The organism is Actinoplanes sp. CA-051413 (genome assembly GCF_050955795.1).
GTDB lineage: Bacteria > Actinomycetota > Actinomycetes > Mycobacteriales > Micromonosporaceae > Actinoplanes.
The window spans coordinates 9451565-9477223 of record NZ_CP192100.1; the positions used below are offsets into that span (position 1 = coordinate 9451565).

General features: G+C 71.4%; 17 protein-coding genes and 1 tRNA gene. 5 read left to right on the forward strand and 13 right to left on the reverse strand.

Annotation, left to right across the window (positions count from 1 at the left end):
* Positions 1–6: 6 nt before the first annotated feature.
* The 3 genes from ACQP2Y_RS44615 to ACQP2Y_RS44625 all read right to left on the reverse strand — a co-directional run bounded on the left by ACQP2Y_RS44615 (position 7) and on the right by ACQP2Y_RS44625 (position 3214).
* A complete protein-coding gene (locus ACQP2Y_RS44615; protein ID WP_433722718.1) occupies positions 7–957 on the reverse strand; it encodes a hypothetical protein in 951 nt (316 codons plus the stop codon).
* Positions 958–1051: 94 nt separating this feature from the next.
* Positions 1052–1795, reverse strand: coding sequence for a phosphatase PAP2 family protein (locus tag ACQP2Y_RS44620; protein ID WP_433722720.1), 744 nt, complete (start codon positions 1793–1795; stop codon positions 1052–1054).
* 15 nt (positions 1796–1810) lie between these two features.
* Positions 1811–3214 carry a trypsin-like serine peptidase gene (locus ACQP2Y_RS44625; protein ID WP_433722722.1) on the reverse strand — a complete coding sequence of 468 codons (1404 nt, stop codon included), beginning with the start codon at positions 3212–3214 and terminating at the stop codon, positions 1811–1813.
* Between the two features lie 112 nt (positions 3215–3326).
* Between ACQP2Y_RS44625 and ACQP2Y_RS44630 the strand changes: the two genes are divergently transcribed.
* Positions 3327–4580: a DUF4032 domain-containing protein gene (locus ACQP2Y_RS44630; protein WP_433722724.1), complete on the forward strand. Its 1254-nt coding sequence runs from the start codon at positions 3327–3329 to the stop codon at positions 4578–4580.
* A 9-nt stretch (positions 4581–4589) separates the two neighbouring features.
* Here the strand turns inward: ACQP2Y_RS44630 and ACQP2Y_RS44635 are convergent, their stop codons facing one another.
* Complete coding sequence (locus ACQP2Y_RS44635; RefSeq protein ID WP_433722726.1) at positions 4590–6374, reverse strand: potassium channel family protein; 1785 nt, start codon at positions 6372–6374, stop codon at positions 4590–4592.
* Positions 6375–6492: 118 nt separating this feature from the next.
* On the opposite strand from ACQP2Y_RS44635, the gene ACQP2Y_RS44640 reads away from it, so the two are divergent.
* The gene (locus ACQP2Y_RS44640) at positions 6493–7431 is read left to right on the forward strand and encodes a hypothetical protein (RefSeq protein WP_433722728.1); all 939 of its coding nucleotides are present in this window, start codon (positions 6493–6495) and stop codon (positions 7429–7431) included.
* 65 nt (positions 7432–7496) lie between these two features.
* Here the strand turns inward: ACQP2Y_RS44640 and ACQP2Y_RS44645 are convergent, their stop codons facing one another.
* Positions 7497–10778, reverse strand: a complete 3282-nt coding sequence (locus ACQP2Y_RS44645) for a S8 family serine peptidase (protein WP_433722730.1) — start codon at positions 10776–10778, stop codon at positions 7497–7499.
* A gap of 228 nt (positions 10779–11006) precedes the next feature.
* On the opposite strand from ACQP2Y_RS44645, the gene ACQP2Y_RS44650 reads away from it, so the two are divergent.
* A complete protein-coding gene (locus tag ACQP2Y_RS44650; protein ID WP_433722732.1) occupies positions 11007–11486 on the forward strand; it encodes an MSMEG_6728 family protein in 480 nt (159 codons plus the stop codon).
* Here the strand turns inward: ACQP2Y_RS44650 and ACQP2Y_RS44655 are convergent.
* The 3 genes from ACQP2Y_RS44655 to ACQP2Y_RS44665 all read right to left on the reverse strand — a co-directional run bounded on the left by ACQP2Y_RS44655 (position 11483) and on the right by ACQP2Y_RS44665 (position 13183).
* Positions 11483–12670, reverse strand: a complete 1188-nt coding sequence (locus tag ACQP2Y_RS44655; RefSeq protein WP_433722734.1) for a low temperature requirement protein A — start codon at positions 12668–12670, stop codon at positions 11483–11485. The two genes, ACQP2Y_RS44650 and ACQP2Y_RS44655, sit on opposite strands and share 4 nt — an antisense overlap.
* A complete protein-coding gene (locus ACQP2Y_RS44660; RefSeq protein WP_433722736.1) occupies positions 12667–13095 on the reverse strand; it encodes a GNAT family N-acetyltransferase in 429 nt (142 codons plus the stop codon). Before ACQP2Y_RS44660 ends, ACQP2Y_RS44655 begins: the two co-directional genes overlap by 4 nt.
* Positions 13096–13109: 14 nt before the next feature.
* Positions 13110–13183 (reverse strand) — tRNA-Thr (locus ACQP2Y_RS44665).
* Positions 13184–13357: 174 nt separating this feature from the next.
* Between ACQP2Y_RS44665 and ACQP2Y_RS44670 the strand changes: the two genes are divergently transcribed.
* Positions 13358–14440, forward strand: a complete 1083-nt coding sequence (locus tag ACQP2Y_RS44670; RefSeq protein WP_433722738.1) for an ABC transporter ATP-binding protein — start codon at positions 13358–13360, stop codon at positions 14438–14440.
* Between the two features lie 48 nt (positions 14441–14488).
* Here the strand turns inward: ACQP2Y_RS44670 and ACQP2Y_RS44675 are convergent, their stop codons facing one another.
* From ACQP2Y_RS44675 to ACQP2Y_RS44695, 5 genes are all read right to left on the reverse strand, one after another.
* Entirely contained in the window at positions 14489–17644 is a 3156-nt protein-coding gene (locus ACQP2Y_RS44675) for an Hsp70 family protein (protein WP_433722740.1), read from the reverse strand.
* Between the two features lie 57 nt (positions 17645–17701).
* Positions 17702–18829, reverse strand: coding sequence for a 23S rRNA (guanosine(2251)-2'-O)-methyltransferase RlmB (gene rlmB, locus ACQP2Y_RS44680; protein WP_433722742.1), 1128 nt, complete (start codon positions 18827–18829; stop codon positions 17702–17704).
* On the reverse strand, positions 18829–20244 hold the full coding sequence (gene cysS, locus ACQP2Y_RS44685) for a cysteine--tRNA ligase (RefSeq protein ID WP_433722744.1): 1416 nt from the start codon (positions 20242–20244) through the stop codon (positions 18829–18831). Before cysS ends, rlmB begins: the two co-directional genes overlap by 1 nt.
* An 89-nt stretch (positions 20245–20333) precedes the next feature.
* Positions 20334–21689: a class II fumarate hydratase gene (locus ACQP2Y_RS44690; protein ID WP_433732358.1), complete on the reverse strand. Its 1356-nt coding sequence runs from the start codon at positions 21687–21689 to the stop codon at positions 20334–20336.
* Positions 21690–21730: 41 nt separating this feature from the next.
* The gene (locus ACQP2Y_RS44695) at positions 21731–24754 is read right to left on the reverse strand and encodes a BTAD domain-containing putative transcriptional regulator (protein WP_433722746.1); all 3024 of its coding nucleotides are present in this window, start codon (positions 24752–24754) and stop codon (positions 21731–21733) included.
* Between the two features lie 379 nt (positions 24755–25133).
* Between ACQP2Y_RS44695 and ACQP2Y_RS44700 the strand changes: the two genes are divergently transcribed.
* The gene (locus ACQP2Y_RS44700) at positions 25134–25655 is read left to right on the forward strand and encodes a hypothetical protein (RefSeq protein ID WP_360820954.1); all 522 of its coding nucleotides are present in this window, start codon (positions 25134–25136) and stop codon (positions 25653–25655) included.
* Positions 25656–25659 lie beyond the last annotated feature (4 nt).

The window sequence follows — 25659 nt, forward strand, 5'->3', positions numbered from 1 at the left end:
CCGGCGTCACTGCAGCGGGAACGGTTTGCCCAGCGGTCTCTGCGCGAGGTCGTTCAGCACTTTCCGGCAGTCGATGTTGTGCGAGACGTACGGGTTGCCCTGCAACGCCTCGAACAGCGGGCGGTCCCCGTGCAGCTGGTCCGCCTCGTTGTGGCAGGTCAGCCGGAACTGCACCTGCGACTGCGGGATGCGCATGATGTACCGGGTGTCGGCGTGCAGGACCGTCACCCACTCCTCGTTCTCGTCGATCGGGTAGCCGACGAAGCGGTTGGCCGTCTCGATGGTCAGCTCATCGGCCCGGACCTGCTTGTTCTGGGTGGACACCACCGCCGGGTCCGTCACCTGGAAGGCCTGGGCCGAGACCCACGGCACGTCGAGGCTGAAGAGGAAGAGACCGGCCATCGCGCCGGCTCCCAGGTAGACGATGGACAGCCCGCGCAGGCCGGACAGGATCCGGCGGCGGCGCCGGCCCAGCTCGCCGGGCAGGTCCGCCCACACCCGCCGGTAGCGCCGCATCACCATCTCCAACCAGACCGCCGCCAGCAGCACAGCCACCCCGCGCACCAGGTAGGTCAGCGGTGAGGCCAGCGCCGTCAGGATCACCACGATCGCGATCAGGGGCCAGAAGGCCGGCCGGATCCGGTCGCGGAACATGACGGCGAACCAGGCCGTGCCGAGCGCGACGGCCGGCAGCACGTAGTACGCGTAGATCGTCACCGTGCCCAGCGCCACCTGACTCGGCGTCGCGACGAGCAGCGCGGTGGTGGTCGTGAGCGAATAGTGGGCGACCCCGTACGACTTGATGATGAACAGCAGCAGCAGGAGCGCCGACCCCACCGCGACCACGTCCCGGAATTCCGGGCCGGACCGGGGGTCAGGATCGCGGTGCACCCTCGAACGCGGACGGGAGAGGACTGCGGCCGGGTGGTCGACGGGGCGGGCGTGGCGTCGGGACATCCTGGGAAGCGTCATCGCTGAGCTGTCCTCTCGAACCGCTAACGGGTCCTGACGCCTCAGAGGGTAGGGCAACTACGCAATCACCAGTGTCCGGTTACTGCGGGGCCTGGAGCCCGGCCGGGCGGTCGATGCCGCGGGGCAGCCCGGGCAGCGGGATCGTGTCCCACGGGATGCGGGCCAGCAGCCGGGTCAGGATCAGGCCGAGCAGCAGTCCGGCCACCGAGTCGGTGATCCAGTGGAAGGCCAGCCAGGTCGTCGTGCAGAAGACGATGGCCGGGGGCAGTACCCGCAGCGCGAGGTACGCCCGCGGCGGCAGCACCGGCCGGTCCAGCGACCGCAGCAGCCCGTTGAGCAGCACCGCGATGACGCCGTACCAGGCCAGCGCGTTCGCCACGTGCCCGGACGGATAGCTCATCGCCTCGATGCCGGAGGCGTGGGCGTTGAACAGCACCAGCCGGTCCGGGCCGTCGAAGGCCGGGGCCGCGCGGCCCAGCCAGATCTTCAGCGGGCCGATCGTGACGTAGGTCAGCACGAACACCGCGGCGAAGACCAGCAGCGGCCGTACCGAGCGCCGCCGCCAGGCCACCAGCCCGGCCAGCAGCAGCGCGACCGGCATCAGCACCTGGCCGCCCTGGCCGAGGTAGTTCAGCACCCGCAGCAGCACGTAGAGCGGCGTCGGCCGGTGCGTACCGGCCCAGTCGGCCACCCGCTCGTCCAGGGTCAGCAGGTGACCACGGGCCAGGGCGACGGTCAGCACGACGAAGCCGGCCAGCAGGGCCAGGTCGAGCAACCAGGGCAGCCGGCCTCGTTTCGTCACTGTCGCCGCCGGAGCCCGCATGGCGCATACGGTACGTCAGAGATACGACTTGATCTTGGCGTTCAGCAGGTCGGCGCGGACTCCGGAGTTCGGGCAGCCACCGAAGTGATGCAGCGCCACGACCCGGTTGGTCTTGCGGGACAGCACCGGGCTGCCGCTGGATCCGCCCTCGGTGTCGCAGTAGTACGAGACGTCCGAGTCCGCGGCGTACCCGTCGAAGGCCGGGTCCGCGACCGCGCAGGTGCCGGCCCGGGCACCGTTGCGCCCGGCGATCCGGGTCGGCTCGCCGGCCGGGTGCTGCGGCACGTAGAGCTCCTGACCCTTCGTCGGCCGGGCGGTGTCCAGGCTCAGGTAGCCGAACTTCTGCACCGCGCGGAAGTTCTCCACCGTGAAGAGTGTGAAGTCCAGCACGTGCTCGGTGGCCAGCACCTTGTCGCCCCAGACCTTCGTGGGCTTGAAGACCTCGAAGCCGCCACAGGTCGCGCACTGGTAGTTGAACCACACCTCGGTCTCGTACGCGTTCGCCGAGTTGTCGAAGCAGTGGTTGTTGGTCAGCATCCGGTTCTTGCTGCCGACCCGCCAGCCGGTGCACAGCTCGGTGCCGTTGATCAGCAGCCGGGCGATGGCCTTGGAACGGGTGTAGGCCACCGGGTCGGCCGAGCGGTAGCAGACCGCGTCCTTGCTCTCGTCCGAGCCGCAGACCGACTCCTCCCGGCCCGTCCGCCCGGGGGCGGTGAGCTGGGACTCCGGCACGCGCGCCTGCTCCTTGCGCGAGTAGCCGCGGGCCACCTGGTCCACGTTCACACCGAGCCGGCCGAGCAGCGAGCCGACCAGGTTGCCGCCCCCGCGGTGCATCTCGACGACCGCGGTGTCACCGGTGATCGACATGGCCCAGCGGTCGGTGGACACGCCGTCCAGCAGCCGCGGCGCGTCGTACCGGTAGGACTCGCGGCCCTTGCCGTCGGAGACCGTCACGTAGTCGCCCGGCAGCATCGCCATGCGGCTGAAGTGCACCTTCACGTAGGAGGCCCGCGGGTAGTGGAAGACCTCACGTTCCGGGGCGCCGTACCCCAGCAGTTTGTCGATCGACAGCAGCTCGCCGACCTTCTGCCGGCCGTCGCCGCCCTTGGCCGTGGCGGACTCGGCGGTCCGGCCGCCGGGCTCGGCCGGCGAGGCCGACGCGGACGCGCCGGCCTGCGGCTTCGTTGTCCGGGCGTCTGCCTCAGCGGCCGGGCTGCTGCTCGGAGTCCCGGCCGTGCCGGTCGCGGCCGCGGGCTGCTGCGCAGCGACGGGGGTACGGGCTGACGCCGCCTCCTGCCAGGAGCCGACCGGGCGACCCTCGTCCGCCGAGTACTTCCAGGCCGCCGCACCGGCAGTGCCGGCCAGTGCCAGGGCCGCACTCGCCCCGACGACGATGCTCACCGCGCGTCGCAAATTCACTCCTGCCCCTCGAGTCACATCGCCGACATACGAAACAATCCGGCGATCTCGCTTCTGTGTAACGAGCCACGTGCGGCAGCGACGTGCGCCCCGCAGCGTGCACACTGGGCTCGTGCGCATCACGTCCGCCCTAGTCGACCCGGCGCTGCTGGACCTGCCGTGGAACGTGCCGCTCGAGGAGTGGCCCGCGTCCCACCTGGTCGCGCTGCCGCAGGGCATCTCGCGGCACATCGTCCGCTTCGTCAAGCTCAACGAAACCGTCTACGCCCTCAAGGAGACCCGGGAACGGATCGCCGAGAAGGAGTACGACCTGCTCCGCGCCCTGGAGCGGATCGACTTCCCGGCGGTGGAGGCGGTGGCCATCGTCAACGACCGCCAGGACGACGACGGCGAGCCGCTGGAGTCGGTGCTGATCACCCGGCACCTGCAGTTCTCGCTGCCGTACCGGGCGTTGTTCTCCCACACCCTGCGGCCCGAGACGATGAACAGGCTGCTCGACGCGCTCGCTGCGCTGATCGTGCGGATGCATCTCATCGGCTTCTCGTGGGGTGACTGCTCGCTGTCCAACACGCTGTTCCGGCGTGACGCGGGCGCCTTCGCGGCGTACCTGGTCGACGCCGAGACGGGCAACCTGTACCCGAAGCTCTCCGAAGGCCAGCGCAGCGAGGACATCGAGATCCTGCGGCTCAACATCTTCGGCGAGTGCCTGGACCTGCAGGCCGCGGAGCTGCTGCACGAGGCGATCGATCCGGAGGCCGTGGTCGACGACATCGTGGCCCGCTACGAGCGGCTGTGGCACGAGGTCACGTACGAGCAGGAGGTGCGCCGCGACGCCCGGCACGACATCGAGGGCCGCATCCGCCGGCTCAACGAGCTGGGCTTCGACGTCGCCGAGGTCGACATGTCCACGGTGGACGGCGGCTACCGGGTCCGGCCCAAGGTGGTGGACGCCGGCTACCACACCCGCCGGCTGCTGCGCCTGACCGGCCTGGACGCCGAGGAGAACCAGGCCCGGCAGTTGCTCAACGACCTGGACGCGTACCGGGCGGAGTCGGACCTGGTCGACGAGCAGCAGGCCGCGCACCGCTGGCTGACCGAGGTCTTCGAGCCGGTGGTCCGGGCGGTGCCGACCAACCTGCGCCGCAAGCTGGAGCCGCAGGAGATCTTCTCGCAGATCATCCAGCACAAGTGGCTGCTGTCCGAACGGGCCGGCCGGGACGTGGGCATGGGCCCGGCCGTGCAGTCGTACCTGACCGACGTGCTGGCCCACAAGCCGGACGAGCAGGCGGTCCTCGGCGTCGAGGTGAGCGCCCTGACCGACGACGAGCCGGTCAGCGAGGACGTGGACGCGCCGATCACGCTCTGACCTGCCGCCCTAGGGGGTCTCGTCGAGCACCGTCGGCTCGGCGGGCGGCGTCGCGTGCTCGACCAGCGCCCGCAGGCCGGCGCGCCGGGCCACGATCATTACCCGGTCGCCGGCGGCCAGGATCCGCCGCGGGTCCGGCGCCCAGTCCACCCACTCGGAGCCGGCCGCGGCCAGTCCGATCACCCGGACGCTCAGCGGCCGGTCGGCCTGGCTCAGCGTCGCCCCTTCAAGCGGGGACCCGGCGTAGACCTGCACGCCGGCCACCAGCAGCGCGTGCCGGTCGACCGGGATCGTGGCGAGCACGTCACGGTCCAGCATCGCCGCCGCGAACGCGGGCGCGGCCAGCCGGGACACGCTGCGCGAGCTGTTGATGTTGAAGGCGGTCTGCACCCGCTGGGCGAAGTCGTCGTCGAAGAGCCGCAGCACCACCCGCAGGTCGGGGCGCACCGCGCGGGCGTTCAGCGCCGCCTGCAGGTTGGTGACGTCGTCGGTGGAGACGACGACCAGCGCCTTGCTGGTGGCGATGGAGGCCGCCCGCAGCGTCTCCTCCCGCGCCGCGTCGCCGATGATGAAGGGCACACCCAACTGCTCGGCGACCTTCGCACCCCGGGCGTCGGCCTTGCGGTCGATCGCCACCACCTGTACGCCGAGGTCGACGAGCTGGCGCAGCACCCGGGTGCCCACGTTGCCGAGGCCGACCACCACGATGTGATCCTCGTGCCCGGCCGCAACCCGCCCGCTGGACAGCGCCAGCCGGGCGTTCACCATGCCCTCGACCACCGCCGCCGTGATCAGCGGCAGCAGCGCCAGCCCGGCGATGGTCAGCACCAGCTGCGCGGCCTGCGCGACCCCGTTGCGCTGCATCTCCACATCGGACGAGCCGACCACTGTCAGCAGCGTCACGTAGATGGACTTCCAGAAGCCCTTCACGTCGTCTTCCGCGTGCACCAGCACCGCGCCGGACACGGCGGTGATGACCAGGGTGGCCAGCACGGCGATGCCGAGCTTGCGGCTCAGCGCCGCGCGCAGCGCCCGGCCCATCACCCGCAGCGGGCGGCGGCGCCGGCGGGCCCGGACCAGGCGCTGGGCGGCGACCGTCTGACCGGCGGGGCGCCCGGTCGCCTCGGCCAGCACCAGGTCGGTGGGGCGCTCGGTCTCCGGCGCTGGATCGGCGGGCAGCACGTCGACCCGGCCGGCGCCGTCCGCCGCCGTCAGCGCGCAGACCACGTGCTCGGCCCGGACATCGGCGCGGCGGGCCACGTACAGGGTGCGGCCGGCCAGGCGGACGTGGGTCGGTGCCACCTCGCCGAGGGACGCGGCCACGAACGCGGGAGCGGCCATCGCGGCGTCGGAGAGCACCGCGCAGTCGGCGAACAGGCGGCGGACGCCGTACCCCAGGCCGGTGTTGAACATCCGGATCACCAGCCGCAGGTCGGGCTCGACGGCCTGGGCGCAGAGCGCCGCGTGCAGGTTGACCACGTCGTCGGGCATCACCAGGGCGAGCGCGGCTGCGCCGGCCAGCCCGGCCGAGCGGAACGTGCGCTCGTCGAGACGGTCGGCCCGGATCACCCGTACGCCGCGCAGCGTGGCCAGGTCGGGCACGTCGGCCCGGAGCCGGGCCGGGACGATCACCGTGAGCCGGATCCGGTGCCCGGCGTTGGCCAGCTCCTCGGCGACCGTGTAGACCAGCGCGTCGGCGCCGCAGACCACGAAGTGCGGGCGGGTGTCGGCGTTGCGCCGCAGCCGTGAGACCAGGGATCGGCCGGGTGGTTCGCGGGCTGGTTCGACGGCCATGGCCGCATCGTAGCCAGCGGATCATCGCTGCTTGACCCCGTTGCTCCCCGAACCCTCCATGCAGGCCACTCGTTGGCCTTTCCGACCGATTGGTCCGAGTTCATGCTGGAGGAGATCGATGCGCAAGTGGTTCTACGCCGGGGCGGTGGTCGGCGGTTTCCTGCTGCTCGGCGCGGCACCCGCGCAGGCTGATGTGGTCCCGGCACCGGCCGGCGGACTGCTGGGCTCGCTGGGCGGCGGCGCCACCCAGGGGCTCGGGCTGGACCCCGCGGGTGGACTGAACCTGGCGAGCCCGCTGGACGGCTCGTCGCTCATGGACGTCAAGCCGGGGCAGAACTCCGCCGACCTCACCGGACCCGCGTCGGGTCTGGCGGCGCAGGACCAGGCCCGTACCCGCGAGGCGGACGAACCCGCCGGCCGCCGGCCGGTCGGCGGCTCGGCCCCGGCGGACCTGCCGGTGATCGGCGGACTCACCGGCGGCTCGTCCGGCGGCGGCCTGGGTGGCGGCGGCCTGGGTGGCGGCAGTCTGGGCGGCGGCAACCTGGGCGGCGGAGCATCCCGCGGCACGGGCGGCGGCCTGACCGGCGGCGGGCAGGGCGGCGGTCTGCCGACCGGCAGCCTGAGCAACCTGATCCCGGCCAACCTGCTCGGCGGCGGCCTTCTCGGTGGCGGGCTCACCCCGGACGGCCGTACGGCGTCGGCCGAAGCGCCCCGCGAGTCGGCGCTGTTCGACGGTGGCGTGCCGCTGCTCGGTGGCCTCGGCGGGCTGTTGCCGGCCAACGAGACGCCGCGCACCCTCCCGGCGACCGGCGACGACACGCCCACCGGCATGCCGGCCGGCGGCACGGACGTCGACCCCACCCTGGTCGACCCGGCCCCCGGGCAGCCCTCCGATGGGCCGACCGGCGACGACCAGGCGGCCGGCCCGGCCGCGGACCAGCCGATCGACGACCCGCGCCTGCACGAGGAGCCGGTCGACGACGAGGCCGGCGGCAAGAAGCGGTCCTTCTCGGACGGTGGCCGGCCGATCGCCGGCGAGGACGAGGACTTCCGGTAGGACCCGGGACAAAAGCACGAGCCCGCCCCCGGTCAGCGCCGGGGACGGGCTCGTGGTGTTGCTGTTTAGTTGACCGCGCCGATCGAGACGGTGCCGCGGCCGACGACCGCACCCTCGTCCGTGATCAGCGTCATCTCACCGAACAGGCTGCGACCGGCCGCGGGCGCTGCCGTGGCGGTCACCGAGCCGGTGACCTTGGCCGTGGCACCGTTCGCGAGGTTCAGCACCGTGGCCGGCACCGTCATCGCGCCCAGCGCCGGGCTCAGGAACACGTCCCGGTAGTCGTACTGCGTGCTGCCCGAGGGCACCGCGTAGCCGTCCACCACGACCGTGTACGTGCCGGCCGCCGGGTTCGGGATCGACACCGACTCCTCCGAGTCACCGTCGGCCGACTGCGCGACCTGCTCGCCGTCGAGCAGAACCGTCAGGTCCAGGTCGGCCGCAGCGTCGCTGACATTGCCGATCGCCACGTCAAGGCGCTGCGCACCGGCGGGCACGTCGACCGTGTATTTCTGGCTCGCCCCGTCCTCGATCGTCGGCCGCTGCGAGAGCGCGCTGCCGAGCGGACCGCCGGTGGCGGTGAGCCGCAGCGGACCGAAGTTGTTCTTGACGGTCCAGGTGACCGGCGTGGCCGCACCAGCCGTGACGCTGGGCAGCTCGATCGTCGCCGGCTCCACCGTGACGCCCTGCACCTTGGCGGTCAGCTCGTACGGGTTGCGCAGCGACGGCGAGGTCCGGCGGGACTCCACCTCGAGCTCCCACACGCCCGGCATCGGGTTCTCGTACGCCCGCTCCTGCGGCTTGCAGGCGGCCGCGTCCGAGAAGTTGGTGTAACACGCCGTGCTGGCCGTGCTCTCCACCGGAACGCCCCACGGGTTGATGGCGATCCAGCGCGTCTGCGAGCCGGTCGCGATGCCGGACAGGTCGACCTGCAGGGCGCTGGCCCCCTCGGGCACGGTGATGAAGTACGAGTTCGACGAGTTGCGCTCGACGGAACCCTCGACGGTCATGTCGTACGCCGGCTTCTTCGGCGCCACGCTGGTGACGACCGTGTTGAGCACCTCGAAGTCGGTGACCGACGTCTTCGGGTCGTCGACCTTGAGGATGGCGCTGTTCAGGCCCTCAGCCGGCGTCACCTGCACGGAGACGTTCACGGTCTTGTTCAGCGGCAGCGAGACCGACGACTGCGAGCGGAACGACCGCTTGTCGCCGGCCCAGGAGAGCCGGTGCGTGACCGAGCCCTTCGGACCCGACGTACGGGTGAGCTTGACGGTGTAGCTCTTCGACTGACCGGCCTTGAGGCCGCCGGCACCGCTCGCGCAGCGGTTGTAGATGCCGGTGCCCTGGTTCGGGGTGTCGAAGTCGGCCGAGAAGGGCGTGCAGACCGGCGCGGACGAGGTGTACTTGCGCGCCTCGACCGTACGGGCCAGCAGCGCCCAGGTGCCCGGAACGTCCATCAGGCCGTTGCCCTGACCGGCGACCGAGGTGTCCGCGAGCTGGTCGGCCGAGGTGTAGAGCGCCCGGCGCAACTGGGCCGGGGTGACGTCCAGGTCGGTCGCCCTGGCCGCGGACAGCAGCAGTGCGGCGCCGCCGGTGGCCTGCGGGGAGGCCATCGAGGTGCCGTTGAACATCGCGTACCCGGTCGGCAGGCTGTAGCCGGCCTCCGCGATGGCCGGCTGGTCCAGCCAGGTGTTGACGGTGGAGATGGCCGAGCCCGGCGCGGTCAGGTTGGGCTTGAAGCCGCCGTCCTCGCGGGGGCCGCGCGACGAGAAGTTGAACAGCGCGTTCTTCTTGCTCACCACGGAGCCGTAGTTGGCCAGCCAGGTCTCCTTGCTGACGCTGGCCGCCACGCTGACGACGTCGGTGGCCACCGACGGGTCGCCGATGGTGTTCACACCCGGGCCGGAGTTGCCGGCCGAGATGAACAGCTGCACGCCGTAGTCCTTGATCAGCTTGTCGTACAGCTGGGCGCGGGCGTTGTTGCCGTCGTTGAGGGCGGGCAGGCCGCCGATCGACATGTTGACGACGTCGACGTGCCGGTTGACGACCAGGTCGACCATGCCGGTGGTCAGCGCGGCCGCGGTGCAGCCGCCGCCCCAGGAGCAGGCCCGCGCGGAGACGATCTTGGCGCCGGGTGCCTGCCCGTCCAGGTTGGTGTTGCCCAGCATGTCGTTGGCGGCGGTGATGCCGGCGACGTGCGAGCCGTGCGCGTCCTCCGGGATGCCGATGTTGACGTAGTCGACCGTGCCGAGTCCGAGCGCCGAAGCGTCGACGTCCTCGCGGTACTCGACCACGAACGGCATGCGCTCGGCGATCGCGGTGGCCGGGTTGTCGGTGCCGAAGTGGCCGACGTCGAACTTCTCCTTGTACGGCCGCATCACGGCGTCGTCGGTGAAGTCGCGGTTCTGGTTCGTGTCCACCCGGATGTCGTGGGTGACCGGGTTGTAGAGGATGCCGAACACGTCGGTGGTGTCACCGTCGCGGTTGACGTCGCCGCCCGGCTCACTGGCCGCGGTGATCGCTTCGGTGAAGCGGTTGACCTTCCAGGTGCCCGCGGGCGCCGTCCAGGTCGCGCCCAGGTACGTGAACGTCGGGCCGGCCACCTCGGTGGCCATGGCCCGCCAGGTCGCGTCGCCCTCGGTCACCGGGTCGGTCGCGGTTACCCAGTCGACGATCTTGCGCTCGCCGGTGGTGGTCTTTTGCAGCGCCGGGTGCTCCAGCTCGACGCCGGAGTCCATGATGCCGATCGTGACACCGCGGCCGTCCCAGGTCGGGTGCTGCTTCTTGAACGCGACGGAACCGATCTCGTTCGTCGGCATGTACGGGTTCGCGGCCGGCGTGGTCGCGCCCGGGCCGGGAAGCGTCGCAGCCTGCGCGGCGCCCTTGGCGGCACCGCGGCTGCCCGCCTCCGGGTCGGGGAGCTTGACGACCTCGTCGAGGTCCACGGCCGAGATGCCGGGCAGCTTCGCGGTCTTGATCACCTTGGCGGTGGGAACCGAGGCCAGCACGTAGCCGACCTTGTCGTAGCGCTGGGCGACCGTACCGCCGAGCTTCTTGACCTCGGCCGCGACGTCGGACGCCTCGCCGGACTCGGTCGAGATGATCAGGGTGACGTTGCGGACGCCGCTGCTCTCGGCCTTGGCCAGCAGCTCGGCGTCGTGCGAGTCCAGCTCGTCGGTCGGGCCGTCCTTGGGGGTGGCCGGGTCCGCCACCGGGGCGGGAGCGGGTGCCCGCAGGGGTGCGGCATTCGCGGGTGCGGGGCCGCTCAGCGCGGCGGCGCCGACGACCACGCCCGAGGCGAGCAGCGCGGTGAGTGTGCGCCGGCCCCGAGAAGATTGTTGTCTCACGTACGGGTCCTCCGAGGAGATGGGCGCTCGGGGGGTACGAGCACCTCTCCGCGGATCGTGGAGTTCACACGCTTCGATGTCACTACGGGAGGACGCATCGTGACGAGGACGTGACATTCAAGATTGTGCATGAAAACCACATGTCCACGGAAGATCTGCGGCGCGAAACCCGTTGTACCGTAAGACATCCTGCTTCGAACCAGGACTTCAAGGGCGGATCATCAACGGATGCAGACATTCCTTCCCTACCCGGACTTCCTCGCCAGCGCTCACGCTCTGGACCAGAAACGGCTGGGCAAACAGCGGGTGGAGACCGTGCAGGTGCTGCGCGGGCTGACGCTGCCGACGTACGGCTGGCGCCACCACCCGGCGGTGAAGATGTGGATCGGCTACGAGGAGGCGCTCGTCCGGTACGGCCTCGACATGTGCGAGGTCTGGATCTCCACGGGTCGCGCCGACACCACCGCCGCCACGATGCGGGCGGACGTCGCCGAGGCCCGAGGCATCACGGTGATCCGCACCCAGGAGGAGCTGGCGGCGGCCGGCGAACTGCCACCCTGGCTCGGCGACGAGGCGCTGCACCTGAGCCACCGGTCCGCACTGTTCCGCAAGGACCCCGACTTCTACCGGCCGCTGTTCGGCGAGGTCCCGGCCGACCTGCCGTACGTCTGGCCGCCCTCGGACCGGGTGCGCAACGGCGCCGGCTAGCTTCCTGACTCGATCCGGTCCGGCACTCGGCGGCCGACAGCCACCGTGATCGCCACCAGCACCACCAGCAGCCCCGCGATCACGAACACAGGCTTCGGCCCGAACGGCGCCAGCAACGCCAGCACGGCCACCGCCGGATAAGCCACCACGAGCGCCCCCTGCTGGTGCGGGCGGATGTGCAGCAGCCAGACGAAGAACAGATAGAGCGCCACCGGTACGGCCAGCGCGAACCCGGCCGTGACCCCCGAGATGTGCGCATGGTGGGTGGCGTAGTCGACCGCCACCGCGATGCCGACCCCGGCCGCCGCGGCCGACCCGAAGATGAAGTAGTGGCCGTAGCCCCACAGCATCCCGGCCCGCAGCGAGGTCAGCAGCCCCTGCGCCGAACGGTCGAAGTACAGCCACCACAGCGCGAAGACGACGACCAGCCCGGCCACCGCGATCGACACCAGGTCGGCGACGTACTCGCCGGTGTCCAGGCCGGTGCGGATCGCGATCGTCGCCGCCGACACCGCCTCGCCCAGCATGATGATCGTGAACAGGCCGTAGCGTTCGGCGATGTGGTGCGGGTGCCAGGTGGTCGGGCCGCCCGGGGCCCGCTCGGCGATGATCGGCACGAGCAGCTCGGCGACGACCAGCACCAGGAACGACGGCGTGCCCCACTCGTCCGGCAGCGCCAGCCGCAGCAGCCAGAGAACCTGGACGACGGCGATGCCGGCCGCGTACAGCAGTGCGGTGGCCCGGCGCTGCCGATCGGCGCGGGCGGCCCGCAGCCACTGCGCCACCATGGCCAGCCGCATGATCACGTAGCCGATCGTGATGCCGACGTAGTTGCCGTCGTCGAACGCCGAGGAGACGCCGGCCGCCAGCACCAACGCGCCGGCGATCTGCACGAACGAGGTGATCCGGTAGACGTCGTCGTCGGTGTCGTACGCCGACGCGAACCAGGTGAAGTTCATCCACGCCCACCAGATGGCGAAGAAGACCATCAGGTAGCTGGTGACCCCGTCCCACACGTGGTTCTCGGAGACGGCGTGATGCAGCGGCACGGCGGCCTGCGCGACCGCGACCACAAAACAGAGGTCGAAGAAGAGCTCGAGCGGGGTGGCGACGCGGTGGTTCTCGTCGGCCGACCGGGCCCGCATCGGCGTCAGCCAGCCACGCCGTGCCTCGGTGAACGTCATGGTGCCCCGTCTCCCACAGTGAGATCCCAGTTCAGCAGCACGAACGGCGTCTGCTCGGTGGCGCCCGCCCGGCGGTAGGTGGCCTGCGCGGCCTCGTTGTCGACCTCGGTCGCCACCCACATGCCGTAACAGCCGCGCTCGCGGGCCAGCTCGGCCAGCGCCCGGACCAGGGCCGTGCCGACGCCGAGCAGCCGGGCGTCGGGCAGGACGCCCAGCTCGTACACGAACATCTCGGTGCCTTTGTCCGGATGGGTGGTCTCCACCCCGGAGATCATGCCGACCGGGCGGTCGCCGAGATAGGCGAAAAGCAGATGGTGGTCCGGCTGAGCGAGAAACTTCTCCGTCGCGGCCGCCAGCGGCGGCCCGTCGAAAAGAGCTGCCGCGAGGTGTACGGCCGCGACGTCCACGACCCGCTCGATGCGCATGGCGCCACCCTAGGAGCCCCCGGTCGGAATCGAACCGACGACATCCTGTTTACAAGACAGGTGCTCTGGCCAACTGAGCTACAGGGGCGCGGGCATCAGCATACCGGTTGCCGTCTGACAGGCCGAAACGCCCTTTACCGGGCGCTCGCCTTGGCAGTTGCGGAAAAAAGACCTACGGTGACCAGCGTGTGGCTCACCACACTGTTCCTCCCACTCGGATCGTCCGGCACGTTCCTGCCGGTGGAAAGGAAGTAGATTCACCATGGCTACGGTCACGTACGACAAGGCGTCCCGGATTTATCCCGGACAGGAGCGCCCCGCGGTCAACGAGCTCACCCTCGAGGTCGGCGACGGCGAGTTCCTGGTCCTGGTCGGCCCCTCCGGTTGCGGTAAGTCCACCAGCCTGCGGATGCTCGCCGGTCTCGAGGATGTGGACCGCGGTCGCATCCTGATCGAGGGCAAGGACGTCACGAACCTCCCCCCGAAGTCGCGTGACATCGCGATGGTGTTCCAGAACTACGCCCTGTACCCGCACATGTCGGTGTACGAGAACATGGCGTTCGCCCTGAAGCTGCGCAAGACCTCGAAGTCGGAGATCGACCGCCGGGTCAAGGAAGCCGCCCAGCTGCTCCAGCTCGACGAGTACCTGAGCCGCAAGCCGAAGGCGCTCTCCGGTGGCCAGCGCCAGCGTGTCGCCATGGGCCGCGCGATCGTGCGTGAGCCGCAGGTCTTCCTCATGGACGAGCCGCTGTCGAACCTCGACGCCAAGCTGCGCGTGCAGACCCGCTCGCAGATCGCCACCCTGCAGGCCAAGCTCGGCATCACCACCGTCTACGTGACCCACGACCAGGTCGAGGCCATGACGATGGGCCACCGGGTGGCGGTCATGCTCGACGGCGTGCTGCAGCAGTGCGACACCCCGCGGGCGCTGTACGACAAGCCCGGCAACGTCTTCGTCGCCGGCTTCATCGGCTCCCCGGCCATGAACATCAAGACCGTCGGCCTGATCGAGGGCGGCGCGAGCTTCGCGGAGCTGGCCGTGCCGCTGACCCGCGAGCAGGTCGCGGCCGCGCAGGGCAACGGCAAGGTGACCATCGGCTTCCGCCCCGAGGCGACCGACCTGGTCGCCCCGACCGCGGGTGGCCTGCCGATCGTCGTCGACCTGGTCGAGGACCTCGGCTCGGACGCCAACGTCTACGGCCACGCGGCCCTCGAGGGCAGCTCGGAGCGGTTCGTGGTCCGCACCGACCGGCGCAACATGCCGACCATGGGCGAGACCGTGTTCATCAAGCCGCAGACCGAGAGCGTGCACGTCTTCAACGCCACCACCGGCGAGCGCATCTGAATCAGCTAGTCAGCGAACGGGCGGTCCCCTCGGGGGCCGCCCGTTCGGCTATTCGGCGGCGAACCGCTGGATGATGAAGTCCGCGTCGGCGACACAGGCCAGGTGGCTGGTGTCCCAGGCGCAGGTCGAGGACCGTACGTCGGCCAGCGACCCGAGCGGAACGGCCTTGTCACCGACGTGCTCGCCGGCCAGCGCGGGATCGTCCGCGGAGGTCGACAGCGCCTTGGAGAACTGCAGGGTGTTACCGGCGTCCAGCCGTCCGGCGACCCCGGCCCGGGTCCAGGCGATCCGCCCATCGGATTCGACCAGGCTGACCTGCGCCGGCGACGTGTTCTGCGGGACGAGCACTGCTTCGCCGACCGCGACCAGGTCCTCGGCGTTCGCCACGGCACGCCGCCACACCACCCCGCCATCCGCGGCGTTGATCGCCACCACCTGAGCGGTCTTGGCGTCGGAACCGGTGGTCTCGGTCAGGCAGATCCGGTCCGCGCCGCACGGCGTCAGATGCTCAAGCCGCGAGTTCGTGCTCGGCGGGGTGTAGAGCAGCTTCGGCTCCAGCTTCTTCAGGTCGTAGGCGAACAGCCGGTGCGCATCGGTGGACTCGGCCACGATGAGCCGGCCGTTGTGCGCGATGACCTTGTCGTCGGTCTGCGCCACGCTCTGCCGCGGCCCGGCCACCACCTCACCGCTTGTGGCGTCTCTGACCTGCGCAGAGTCGTCGGCACCGATCTGCACGATCCGTTCGTCGTCATCAAAAGGCTCGGCGAACGCAACCCCGTCGGTGCCGGCGGGACCGGCGAAGTCATCCTCGGTCGTGACGGCGACGACCTGGGTGGTGGTCTGCCCGTACTCGCTCTTGGGGTTCCGCTTCTCCCACACACCCTTGCCGGTACGCGGATCAAGCCCGAGCAGCCGGCCCTCGCGGCGGTCGATGAGAACCACCCGGTCCCCGGCGAAAAGCACGTTGTCGTAGCCGTCCATGGCCCGTTCCCAGCGCTTCTTACCATCGTCCGCATCGAGCAGCACAACCCGCCGCTGCCCGGTGATCGAATCAATGCCGGTGATGGCGACAACGGCGTCGGGAATGGTGAAGAAGAACTCCCAGCGATTGGCGGACCCGGCGGCCGTGCTGGTCCAGGCGGTCTTACCGGTATCGGTCGCCGCCGCGACAACCCCGAGCGTGTTCGTGTCATCGGCGCTGGCGAAATAGGCCCGGCCGTCCCGCAGCGCGGCGGCACTGAAAGCGGAACTGACCGGCACGGCGGGCTTGATCCGGTGCAGATCGGCGAGCGGCTCGTAGTCCAGCGCCGGATACCCCGGCCAGAACAGCACGACAACGGTCGCGGCGGCCCCCAGCACGACGGCCGTCACGGCCGCGACAATCCAGACCAACTTCCGCTTGTACGCCGGGAGCTTGGCTCGCGCCCCCGGTTCGGGATCGGGATGCGTGGACGCCAGCCACGACGGGGCACCCGGTGGTGTCGCAGCGCCCGAGACCGGGGCACCGGACACCGGATGGAGCACGGGTCCGCCCGCGTTGCCGAAGGCGGCTGCCTCACCGGTCGCCCAGGGATCAACGGGCTCGGCGTACTGCGGCTCCGCGCCCGCTGAGCCGCCGCCGGCAACCATGGCAGGCGGCTTGGCGTGGGGCGGCGGGGCAGCGGACGGCTGGGGGTGTTCCGGCGGGGCAGCGGACAGCTGCGGGTTTTGCGGCGCGGCAGCGGACGGTCCGGCCGCGGGGACTGCGGCGGGCGAGGCTGCGGCCACATCCGTCTCCGTGGAGATCGGCGCAATGGCGTTCAGGTGCATAGCTTCGGTGCCGAGAAGCGCGGGCCCGGAAGTCCCGGCAGCGGGCGCGGGATGGGTCATGGTGTCGGTGATCGGCGGCACCGCCGCCGGACGCATCGGCGCAGCCGGGGTCGCCGCGTTGTCCGGCGTTCCGGCACCCACCGGCGCGGCTTGCACCCCCGAACCATCGGGCGCCCCAGCCTGGACCGCCCCATCATCCGGCGCGCCGCCGCTCACCGGCTTCGCCCCGGCTTCCGCGTTGTCCTGCCTTGCCACGTCCACCGGCTCCGCCGGGGCCACCGCGTCGTCGGCCGCGGCGACCGCGATGATCGCGCCCTCCGCCACCGGCAGCTCCGGCTGTTCCAGCACCGTAGGCGCGATGCCCAGCTCCCCGTGCAGCAGCCGGGCCACCAACGGCACCCGCGAAGACCCACCGACCAGGAACAACCCGGCCAGCTCGGTCGGCGCCACCCCAGCCGCCCGGATCACGACGCCGGCCTCAGCCACCCCGCGCCGCAGCAACGGCCCCGCCGCGGTCTCGAACTCGTCCCGGGTCAGATGCGCCGCGTGCTCCACCCCCGGCACCGGCACCGGAGCGAGGGCCGTTCGAGACAGCATCTCCTTCGCCCCGCGAACGTCCTCCCAGAACTGCCGCCGCGCCCGCCACTGGGCCAGCGTGACCGGCTCGACCAACGCCGCCCACGCGCCCGGCTCGCTGCCACTCAGCTCAGCACCGAGATGCTCGACCAGCGCCGCATCAAGATCGAGTCCGCCGAGGTCGTCGATCCCGCCGGACGCAGCGACCGCGAACCGCGGCAGCCCCTCCGGCGTAACTCCCTCGTTGCGGACAACGGCGATGTCCAGCGTGCCGCCGCCAAAATCAAAGACTGCCAACGCCGATCCGACCGGCACCGGGCGGCGCAGTACGTCCACGAAGTAACGCGCCGCCGCGACCGGCTCGGGCAGCAACTGCGTGGCCGGCGGCCAACCGGCTCGGGCCAGCGCGGTCGTCAGCACCTCGCGACGCCGGGCGCCCCAGGCCGCCGGATAGGTCAGCACGGCCGCCGGCAGGAAGCCGGTGGCCGCGACGGCCTCCCGGGCCACCGCGCCGAGCAGCGCCGCCAGCAGGTCAGCCGTCGGCACCTCGGTGTCGCCGAGCAGGACGGTCTCCGCGTCGACGTGCCGTTTCGGGTTCGGTTCCAGCCGGCCCGGCTCGGCCTGACCGAGCCGGACCGCGTCCCGGCCGACGTGCAGCCGGCCGGTTGTGTCCAGGTAGACCGCCGACGGCAGCAGCGGCTGGCCGTCGAAGAGCAACGGCCGGGTGCGGCCGTCGGGCCGGCGCAGCATCGCCACCGTGTGCGACGTGCCGAGGTCGACGCCGAGCAGCCAACCGCCGCGCGCCATGCCGTCGGTCATGCCCTGCTCCTCCGCGCCACGGTCCACTCGGCCCGTCACGTTACAGGCAGGCCGCGACTACCCGTAGATGCGGCGGCGGGACACTTCGGCGAGGGTGACCGCGGCGGCGACGCTGGCGTTCAGCGACTCCACCTCGGACATCATCGGGATGCTCACGCGCAGGTCGCAGGTCTCGCCGACCAGCCTCGACAGGCCGCGGCCCTCGGAGCCGACGACCACCAGCAGCGGGCCGACAGCGACCTCGAGCTGGTACAGGTCGGTCTCGCCGTCGGCGTCCAGGCCGATCGCGGTGAAACCGGCCTGCTGGGCGGCCTTGATCGAGCGGGTCAGGTTGACCACCTGGGACACCGGCACCCGTGCGGCTGCGCCGGCGCTGGTGCGCCACGCGGTCGCCGTGATGCCGGCCGCCCGGCGCTCGGTCATGAAGACGCCGTGCGCACCGAACGCGGCCACCGAGCGGATCACCGCGCCCAGGTTGCGCGGGTCGGTCACCCCGTCCAGGGCCACCAGCAGCGGCGCGGTCTGCTCCATCGCCGCGGCCACGAGGTCGTCGAAATTCTCGTACGCGAAAGGAGGCACCTGCAGCCCGACGCCCTGGTGCAGGACGCCGCCGGTCATCCGGTCGAGCTCGAGCCGGCTGATCTCCAGGATCGGGATGCCCCGGTCACCGGCCGTGCGGACGATCTCGACGACCCGGTCATCAAGATCGATGCCCTGCGCCACGTAGAGGGCCGTCGCCGGGATGGACGCGCGCAGCGCCTCGTTCACCGGGTTGCGGCCGAGCAGCAGCTCGGGACCTTCCCGGGTCGGGTTGGACTTGCGTCCGGGGGCGATCCGGGGACCGGTGCGGCCCTGCGGGCGGTTGCCCCGCTGCTGGGCCGGCCGGCCGGAGGTGCCCCGGCCGCCGCCGCGACCCCAGGTGGTGTCCTTGGTGCCCGGGACGCCGACCTTGGGCGCGCGGCCCTCGGCGGCGGCGGCGCGCCGCTCTTTGTCCTGCTTGCGCGCCGTCTTGTCGGGCAGCTTCTCGGTGCCGGAGTAGCCCTTGTGCCAGGGCCGCTCGTCGGCGGGCAGCGTCTTGCCCCGGCCCTTGAGGCCCGAGCTCGACCTGTTCTTACCGCCGGAGCCGGCAGTGGCGCCCTTCTTGGCCGACACGCGCTTGCTCACATTGAACGAATTACCCGGCATCAGTGCTGCTCTCCTACCGTCCAGCGCGGCCCGGCCGGAGTGTCCTCCACCTGAACTCCCGCGTGTTTCAACTGGTCGCGGACCGAGTCGGCCGCCGCCCAGTCCTTGCGTGCGCGCGCCTGTGCGCGCTGCTCGAGTGCGAGCGCCACCAGCGAGTCGACGATCGGCTTGAGGTCGCCGCCCTCGTCGCCGCTGCGCCAGGCGTCGTCGAGCGGGTCCAGCCCCAGCACGCCCAGCATCGCCCTGACCTCGGTCAGGGCGGCGCGCACGCCGGTCTCGTCGCTCGCGGCCAGCGCGGTGTTGCCCTCGCGGATCGTGTCGTGCACGACGGCCAGCGCCGCCGAGGTGTTCAGGTCGTCGTTCATCGCCGCGGCGAAGGCCGGCGGCACGTCCTTCGGCCGGCCGGAGCCGACGACCTCGACCGCCCGCTGCACGAAACCCTCGATCCGGCGGTACGCCGTGGCGGCCTCTCGCAGCGCTTCGTCGGAGTAGTCGATGCGGGAGCGGTAGTGCGGCACGCCCAGGTAGTAGCGCAGCTCGACCGGGCGGATGCCCATGGCCAGCACCGCCTGCACGTCGATCACGTTGCCCAGCGACTTGCTCATCTTGGCCTCGCCGAGGTTGAGCAGCGCGTGGTGCACCCAGTAGCGGGCGAACGACAGCCCGGCCGAGTGCGACTGGGCGATCTCGTTCTCGTGGTGCGGGAAGGTCAGGTCGAGGCCGCCGCCGTGGATGTCGAACTCGGCGCCGAGGTAGCGCCGGGCCATCGCGGAGCACTCGATGTGCCAGCCGGGCCGGCCGCGGCCCCACGGGGAGGCCCAGGACGCGTCGCCCGGCTCGTCGGCCTTGACGCCCTTCCACAGGGCGAAGTCGGCGGGGTGGCGCTTGCCGCGTTCGGGTGCCTCGCCGGCGGAGAGCATGTCCTCCGGGCGCTGCCCGGACAGCGAGCCGTACTCGCGGTAGCTGGGGACGTCGAAGTACACGTCGCCGGTGCCCTCGGCCGACACGTACGCGTGCCCGAGCTCGATCAGCTCGGCGATCAGCTCGTGCATCTCGGTGATGTGCCCGGTGGCCAGCGGCTCGTACGTCGGTGGCAGCACGTTGAGGGAGCGGTAGTCGGCGTCGAGGACGAGCTTGTTCGCGTACGCGATCGCCCAGAAGGGGCGGCCCGTCTCCAGCGACTTCACCAGGATCTTGTCGTCCACGTCGGTGATGTTGCGGACGAAGGTCACGTCGAGGCCGATGTGCAGCAGCCAGCGCCGCAACACGTCGTAGTTGACCGCGGACCGCAGGTGACCGATGTGCGGCACCGACTGGACGGTGAGGCCGCACAGGTAGATACCGACCTGACCGGGCGTCATCGGGACGAAGTCCCGGACGGATCGGGTCGCGGTGTCATGCAGGCGGAGCGTCACCGTACAAGGGTACCGACCTCCGCCACGAAGTAACCTCCCGCCCGAGTGACGCCGGGCGGGGGGTTATCCACAAGCTCGTCCACAGCCGCTCAGGGGCGGGTCATCCGGAGCACGTCGAGGGCCGTGTCGAGCTGCTCCTCGGTCAGCGTGCCGTTCGTCACGTGACCGCGCTCGATGACGACGGCGCGGATGGTCTTGTCCTCCTTGAGGGCCTGCTTGGCGATCGCCGCGGCCTCGTCGTAGCCGAGGAAGCGGTTGAGCGGCGTGACGATGGACGGCGATCCCTCGGCGTAGCCGCGGACCACCTCCTCGTTGACCTCGAGCCCGTCGATGCAGCGGTCGGCGAGCATCCGGGCGGCCGCGGCCAGCAGCTTGATCGACTCCAGCACGTTTCGCGCCATCACCGGCAGCATCACGTTGAGCTCGAAGTCGCCCTGGGTGCCGGCGAAGGCGACCGCCGCGTCGTTGCCGATGACCTGGGCGACGACCTGGCGGACCGACTCGGGCACCACCGGGTTCACCTTGCCCGGCATGATCGACGAGCCCGGCTGCAGGTCGGGCAGGCGCAGTTCGCGCAGGCCGGCCCGCGGTCCCGAGCCCATCCACCGGATGTCGTTCACGATCTTGTAGAGGCTGACCGCGACGACCCGCAGCTGCCCGGACGCCTCGACCAGCGCGTCCCGGGCGCCCTGGGCCTCGAAGTGGTTGCGCGCCTCGCTCAGCGGCAGCCCGGTCATCTCCTTGAGCAGCGAGATCACCGCGGGCGCGAAGCCGGGCGGAGTGTTCACCCCGGTGCCGACCGCGGTGCCACCCAGCGGCAGCTCGGCCAGCCGGGGCAGGGTGTCGGTGAGCCGGTCGATGCCGTTCTGGATCTGCGCCGCGTACCCGGAGAACTCCTGACCCAGGGTGACCGGCGTCGCGTCCATGAGGTGGGTGCGGCCGGACTTGACGACCTGCGACCAGTCGTTGGCCTTCGCGCTCAGCGCGACCACGAGGTGGTCCAGGGCCGGGATCAGGCTGCTGGTCATCGCCTCGGTGGCGGCCAGGTGGATCGACGAGGGGAACACGTCGTTGCTGGACTGCGAGGCGTTGACGTGGTCGTTGGGGTGCACCGGCCGGCCCAGCGCCCGGGTCGCCAGCTCGGCGATGACCTCGTTGGTGTTCATGTTGGACGACGTGCCGGAGCCGGTCTGGAACACGTCGATCGGGAACTGGTCGTCGTAACCACCGTCGGCGACGTGCGCGGCGGCCGCCACGATGGCCTTCGCCAGGTCGTCCTCCAGCACCCCCAGCGACGCGTTGACCTGCGCGGCCGCGCCCTTGATCTGGGCCAGGGCCCGGATGTGCGCGGGTTCGAGCCCGCGTCCGGAGATCGGGAAGTTCTCCACCGCCCGCTGGGTCTGCGCCCGCCAGAGGGCGTCGGCCGGGACCCGGACCTCGCCCATGGTGTCGCGTTCGATCCGGTAACCACTCTCGTCAGTCGTCGTCACGCTTCCATCCTGCCCCCGCCGGCCGGGGTCCGCAGTTGATCCTGGCCACTGTCGAGCTCCGCCAGCCGCCGCTCGACGTCGTGGCGCTCGGGCACGCCCATCCGGGCGAACATGGTCAGCGCCTGCTCCAGGAGCCGTCGGGCGGACCCGGCATCACCCTGCGCGAGATGGACCGCGGCCCGGCCGGACAGAGCCAGTGCCCATTCGTACGGGAACCTGGTGCGCGCCAACCGCAGCGCGTCCTCGCAGCTCTCCGCGGCACCGGCGACGTCGCCGACCGCCAGCAGGAAGGCACCGCGGTGGACGCGGTACCAGGCCCCGTACCGGTGGTGACCGATGCGGTCGACGACCGCGATGGCCTGTTCCACCTGCTCGATGGCCGTCCCGGTGTGCCCCTCGGCGTGGTCCAGCTGGGCCAGCTGGCCGAGACCCTCGGCCTCACCGATGGTCCATCCGACCGAACGGCTCAGCCGCAGCGCCGCGGTGAGCATGCGTCGGGTGGTGGCGGCGCCGGCCAGCCCGGCCTGCCACTTGACCCGGGCAATGTGGTGCAGGCTCGATGCGACGCCCACGGTGTCTTCGGTCGTGGTCGCCAGCTGCAACCGCAACCGCAGGTGGTGCAACGCCGGCCCGAACCGGCCGAGCCGGGCGTGGCCGGCCCCGACAGCACCGTGTTGCAGCCCCGCGTGCACCCGGTCGGACGGAACGCTCAGGCCGATGCGCAGGGCCTGCCGGCTGCATTCGATCATCTTGTCGAAGCGGCCCTCGGACTCGTAGATGACGGCCAGATTGCCCATCGACCGCACGGTGTTGACAGCGTCGATCCCACGGCTGAGCCGGATCGCGAGCTCGAGCAGACCCCGGGCCTCGTCCCGGCGCCCGAGGCGCTGCGCGGACGAGGCGAGATAGTTCGCACTGATCGCCACCGCGGAGTCGTCGCCCAGCTCCCGCGCGGCCTCGAGTCCGCGGCGCAGCAACGCGTCGACCTCCGTGACGTAGCCCCGGGTGTAGAGGAAACGCCAGGCCGCCCGGGGCAGCCGCCACACCAGTTCCGGCTGGTCGGCGGCCATCGCCGCGTCGGCGAACGCGGCCAGATTCGGCCGTTCCCGCTCCAGGTGGGCGATGGGATCCTCGAGGGCGGCGGCCAGGTCCGGACGGCGCGGCGTGGCCGACCCCAGATCCACTGCCACGATGGCGCGCTGCGGTCCGTCGTTCGCGGCGAGGAACGCGTGCAGATGGAAGTCGAGCAGGCGCCCCACGGCGTCCCGGCGCTCGGCCGCGGACAGCTCCGCCGCGAGCATCTCGGCGTACTCACGGAGCAGATCGTGCAGCCGGTACACCTCCGGCTCGGGCTCCTCCACCAGGTGCACGTCGAGCAGGTCGTCCAGCAGGTCGCGGGCGGACGCCAAGGACTCGTCCGCGAGGGCCGCGGCGGCGAGCGCCTCGAACCGCTCACCGGGGTGCAACCCGAGCAGCCGGAACATCCGCTGGGCCCGTTCCGGCAACTGCCCGTACGACAGGGCGAACGCGCTCGCGACCGTACGGTCCTCGGCAGCCAGCTCGGGCAGCGCCGCGTCGCCCAGCCGGCGCAGCAGGTCGGCGACCTGCCAGCGGGGCCGGTGGGCGAGCCGGGCACCGGCGAGCCGGATGGCCAGCGGCAGCCGCCCGCAGCGCCGGACCACCTCGAGGGCGGCCTCGGGCTCCGCGGCGACCCGTGCCCCGACGATCCGCGCCAGCAGCGCCACCGCCTCGGCGTCGTCGAGGACCGGCAGCGACTCGGGCTGCACACCGTCGAGCCCGGCCAGCCGGCGCCGGCTGGTGATCAGCACCAGCGTGTTGCCGGACGCCGGCAGCAGCGGCAGGACCTGGGCCGTCGAAGCGGCGTTGTCGAGCACGACGATGGATCGGCGGGTGGCCAGCTCACCGCGCCACAGCCGGACGCGCTCGTCCAGGTGGTCGGGGATGTGGTCGGCCGGCACGCCCAGCTGCCGGAGCAGCGTCACGAGGGCCGCCTCGGGCAGCAGGGGCCGTTCATCGCTGTGACCCTGCAGGTCGACGAAGAGGCTCGCATCGGGGAAACGGTCCCGGAGCAGCCCGGCGAGGTGGACCGCGAAAGTCGTCTTGCCGCTGCCCGCCATCCCGTCGATGACCCGGACGGCCGGCACCGGATCAGCGCTGTCCATGGTCGCCAGCAGGCGGGCGGTCAGCTCGTCCCGGCCGGTGAAGTCACCGACCACCCGCGGAAGGCTGTCCACCGCTTCCGGACCGGGCGCGGGGGGCCGCGGGGCGGCCGGCTCACCGAGCAGGATCCGCCGATGCACTTCCTGCAGCGCCGCACCCGGCTCGATAGCCAGCTCCTCGCGTACGAGGTCGCGGAAGCGGCGGTACTCGGCCAGGGCTCCGGCCTGCCGACCGGCCCGGTGCAGCGCCAGCATCAGTTGCGCGCGCAGCCGCTCCCGCAACGGGAACCGCTCGACGAGCCCGGTCAGCTCGGCGAGCAGATCCGGGTCCCGGTCGGCGGCCAGGTCCAGGTCCACCCGGTCCTCGACGGCCGACGCGTACTGCTCGTCGAGCACCGCGCCGCGCTGCCGCACCGCCGGCACGTCCAGGCCCGTCAGCACCGGCCCGCGCCAGAGGCCCAGAGCTTTCCGGAAGAGTTCGCGACCCGCCACGGTGTCCCCGCCCGCGGCCACGGCCCGGGCCTGACTGATCAGCCGGATGAAGACAGCGGCGTCGAGGTCTTCCTCCCCGCAGCCGATGCCGTAGCCGGCCGGGTCGGTGAGGATGACGTCCGGCCCCAGAGTCCGGCGTAGCCGGGACACACAGGTCTGCAGCTGACCGCGCGCCGTCACCGGTGGCCGATCCGGCCACACCGCGTCGATCAGCTCCTCGAAGCCGACGATCCGGCCCTGGTGCAGCAGCAACATGGCCAGCACCACGCGGTCGCGGCCGGCGGTTATCGCCACCTCACGCCCGGCGGCGGTCACCGACAGCGGTCCCAGGATGCGGAACCTCAGCACGTGCGCCACCGCCGGCTGACCCGACGGTCGGCGCGGGCCGCACGCAGGCCTGGTCGCACAGGAGGTACACCTCATCTCCGCAGGTCGATCGGCATCGACCATAGCCGAATCCCACTCGCGGACCGGCCCCCGCCGAGAGTGGAACGACAGCGGAACGAGAGCACCGCACGGCAAGCTGTGGGACAGGCCGTTCCGCTCCGATGTCCTACATCGCCCCAGAGGAGCGGAACGGCCCACAAACGGGGGTGTTCAGCTCGTCCGCGACATCGTTGCGGACGAGCTGTTCGCGTTCCCGCGCCGGACGCCGGTTGGACGTCACCCGGGCCGGAACGTATCGTCGCCAGGGGTTTGGACTTCCCCGACGAACAGGATCTTTGTCATGCGAACCGCCCTCACCGCTGTCTCTCTCGCCTGCGTGCTGCTCACCGCGGCCGCCTGCAGCAGCGACGACAACGGCGCCGAGCCGATCGCCGAAGCACCTGTGGCGGAGGCGCCCTCCTCGGTGACGAGCACCGTGCCGGAGCCGGACTACGAAGCCAGCGACCGCAAGGTCTGCGCGACGCTGACCAAGGTCTTCGACGCGGACGTGGCCCAGTTCGGCACCGCGATGGGCAAGATGATCGCCTACAAGGAGGCGAAGCAGACCCCCGAGGCGGAGCAGGCCCGCAAGTCGGCCAGCAAGGAGCTCAAGGAGGTCGCCGCCAAGGTGCGCCAGGCGACCGCGGACGCCGAGAACCCCGAGCTCAAGCAGGCGGGCGCGGTGTCGGCGACGAAGTTCGCCAAGAGCGCCGACGACAAGGCCCTCTTCGACAAGGTGAAGACCACGAAGGACCTGGACCGGACGCTGGCGACGAAGATGCCCGACTGGATGGACCCGGTCGCCGGCCTCTGCGGCAGCTGAGCGC

Excerpts from the sequence above, each read along its gene's own strand:
- ACQP2Y_RS44690 (WP_433732358.1), bottom strand. The coding sequence starts at position 21,689 with ATGGGCGAGGTCCGGGTCCCGGCCGACGCCCTCTGGCGGGCGCAGACC.
- ACQP2Y_RS44655 (WP_433722734.1), bottom strand. The coding sequence starts at position 12,670 with ATGACGTTCACCGAGGCACGGCGTGGCTGGCTGACGCCGATGCGGGCC.
- ACQP2Y_RS44660 (WP_433722736.1), bottom strand. The coding sequence starts at position 13,095 with ATGCGCATCGAGCGGGTCGTGGACGTCGCGGCCGTACACCTCGCGGCA.
- ACQP2Y_RS44635 (WP_433722726.1), bottom strand. The coding sequence starts at position 6,374 with ATGGCCGTCGAACCAGCCCGCGAACCACCCGGCCGATCCCTGGTCTCA.
- rlmB (WP_433722742.1), bottom strand. The coding sequence starts at position 18,829 with ATGCCGGGTAATTCGTTCAATGTGAGCAAGCGCGTGTCGGCCAAGAAG.
- ACQP2Y_RS44620 (WP_433722720.1), bottom strand. The coding sequence starts at position 1,795 with ATGCGGGCTCCGGCGGCGACAGTGACGAAACGAGGCCGGCTGCCCTGG.
- ACQP2Y_RS44650 (WP_433722732.1), top strand. The coding sequence starts at position 11,007 with ATGCAGACATTCCTTCCCTACCCGGACTTCCTCGCCAGCGCTCACGCT.
- ACQP2Y_RS44615 (WP_433722718.1), bottom strand. The coding sequence starts at position 957 with ATGTCCCGACGCCACGCCCGCCCCGTCGACCACCCGGCCGCAGTCCTC.
- ACQP2Y_RS44700 (WP_360820954.1), top strand. The coding sequence starts at position 25,134 with ATGCGAACCGCCCTCACCGCTGTCTCTCTCGCCTGCGTGCTGCTCACC.
- ACQP2Y_RS44640 (WP_433722728.1), top strand. The coding sequence starts at position 6,493 with ATGCGCAAGTGGTTCTACGCCGGGGCGGTGGTCGGCGGTTTCCTGCTG.
- ACQP2Y_RS44670 (WP_433722738.1), top strand. The coding sequence starts at position 13,358 with ATGGCTACGGTCACGTACGACAAGGCGTCCCGGATTTATCCCGGACAG.
- ACQP2Y_RS44675 (WP_433722740.1), bottom strand. The coding sequence starts at position 17,644 with ATGACCGACGGCATGGCGCGCGGCGGTTGGCTGCTCGGCGTCGACCTC.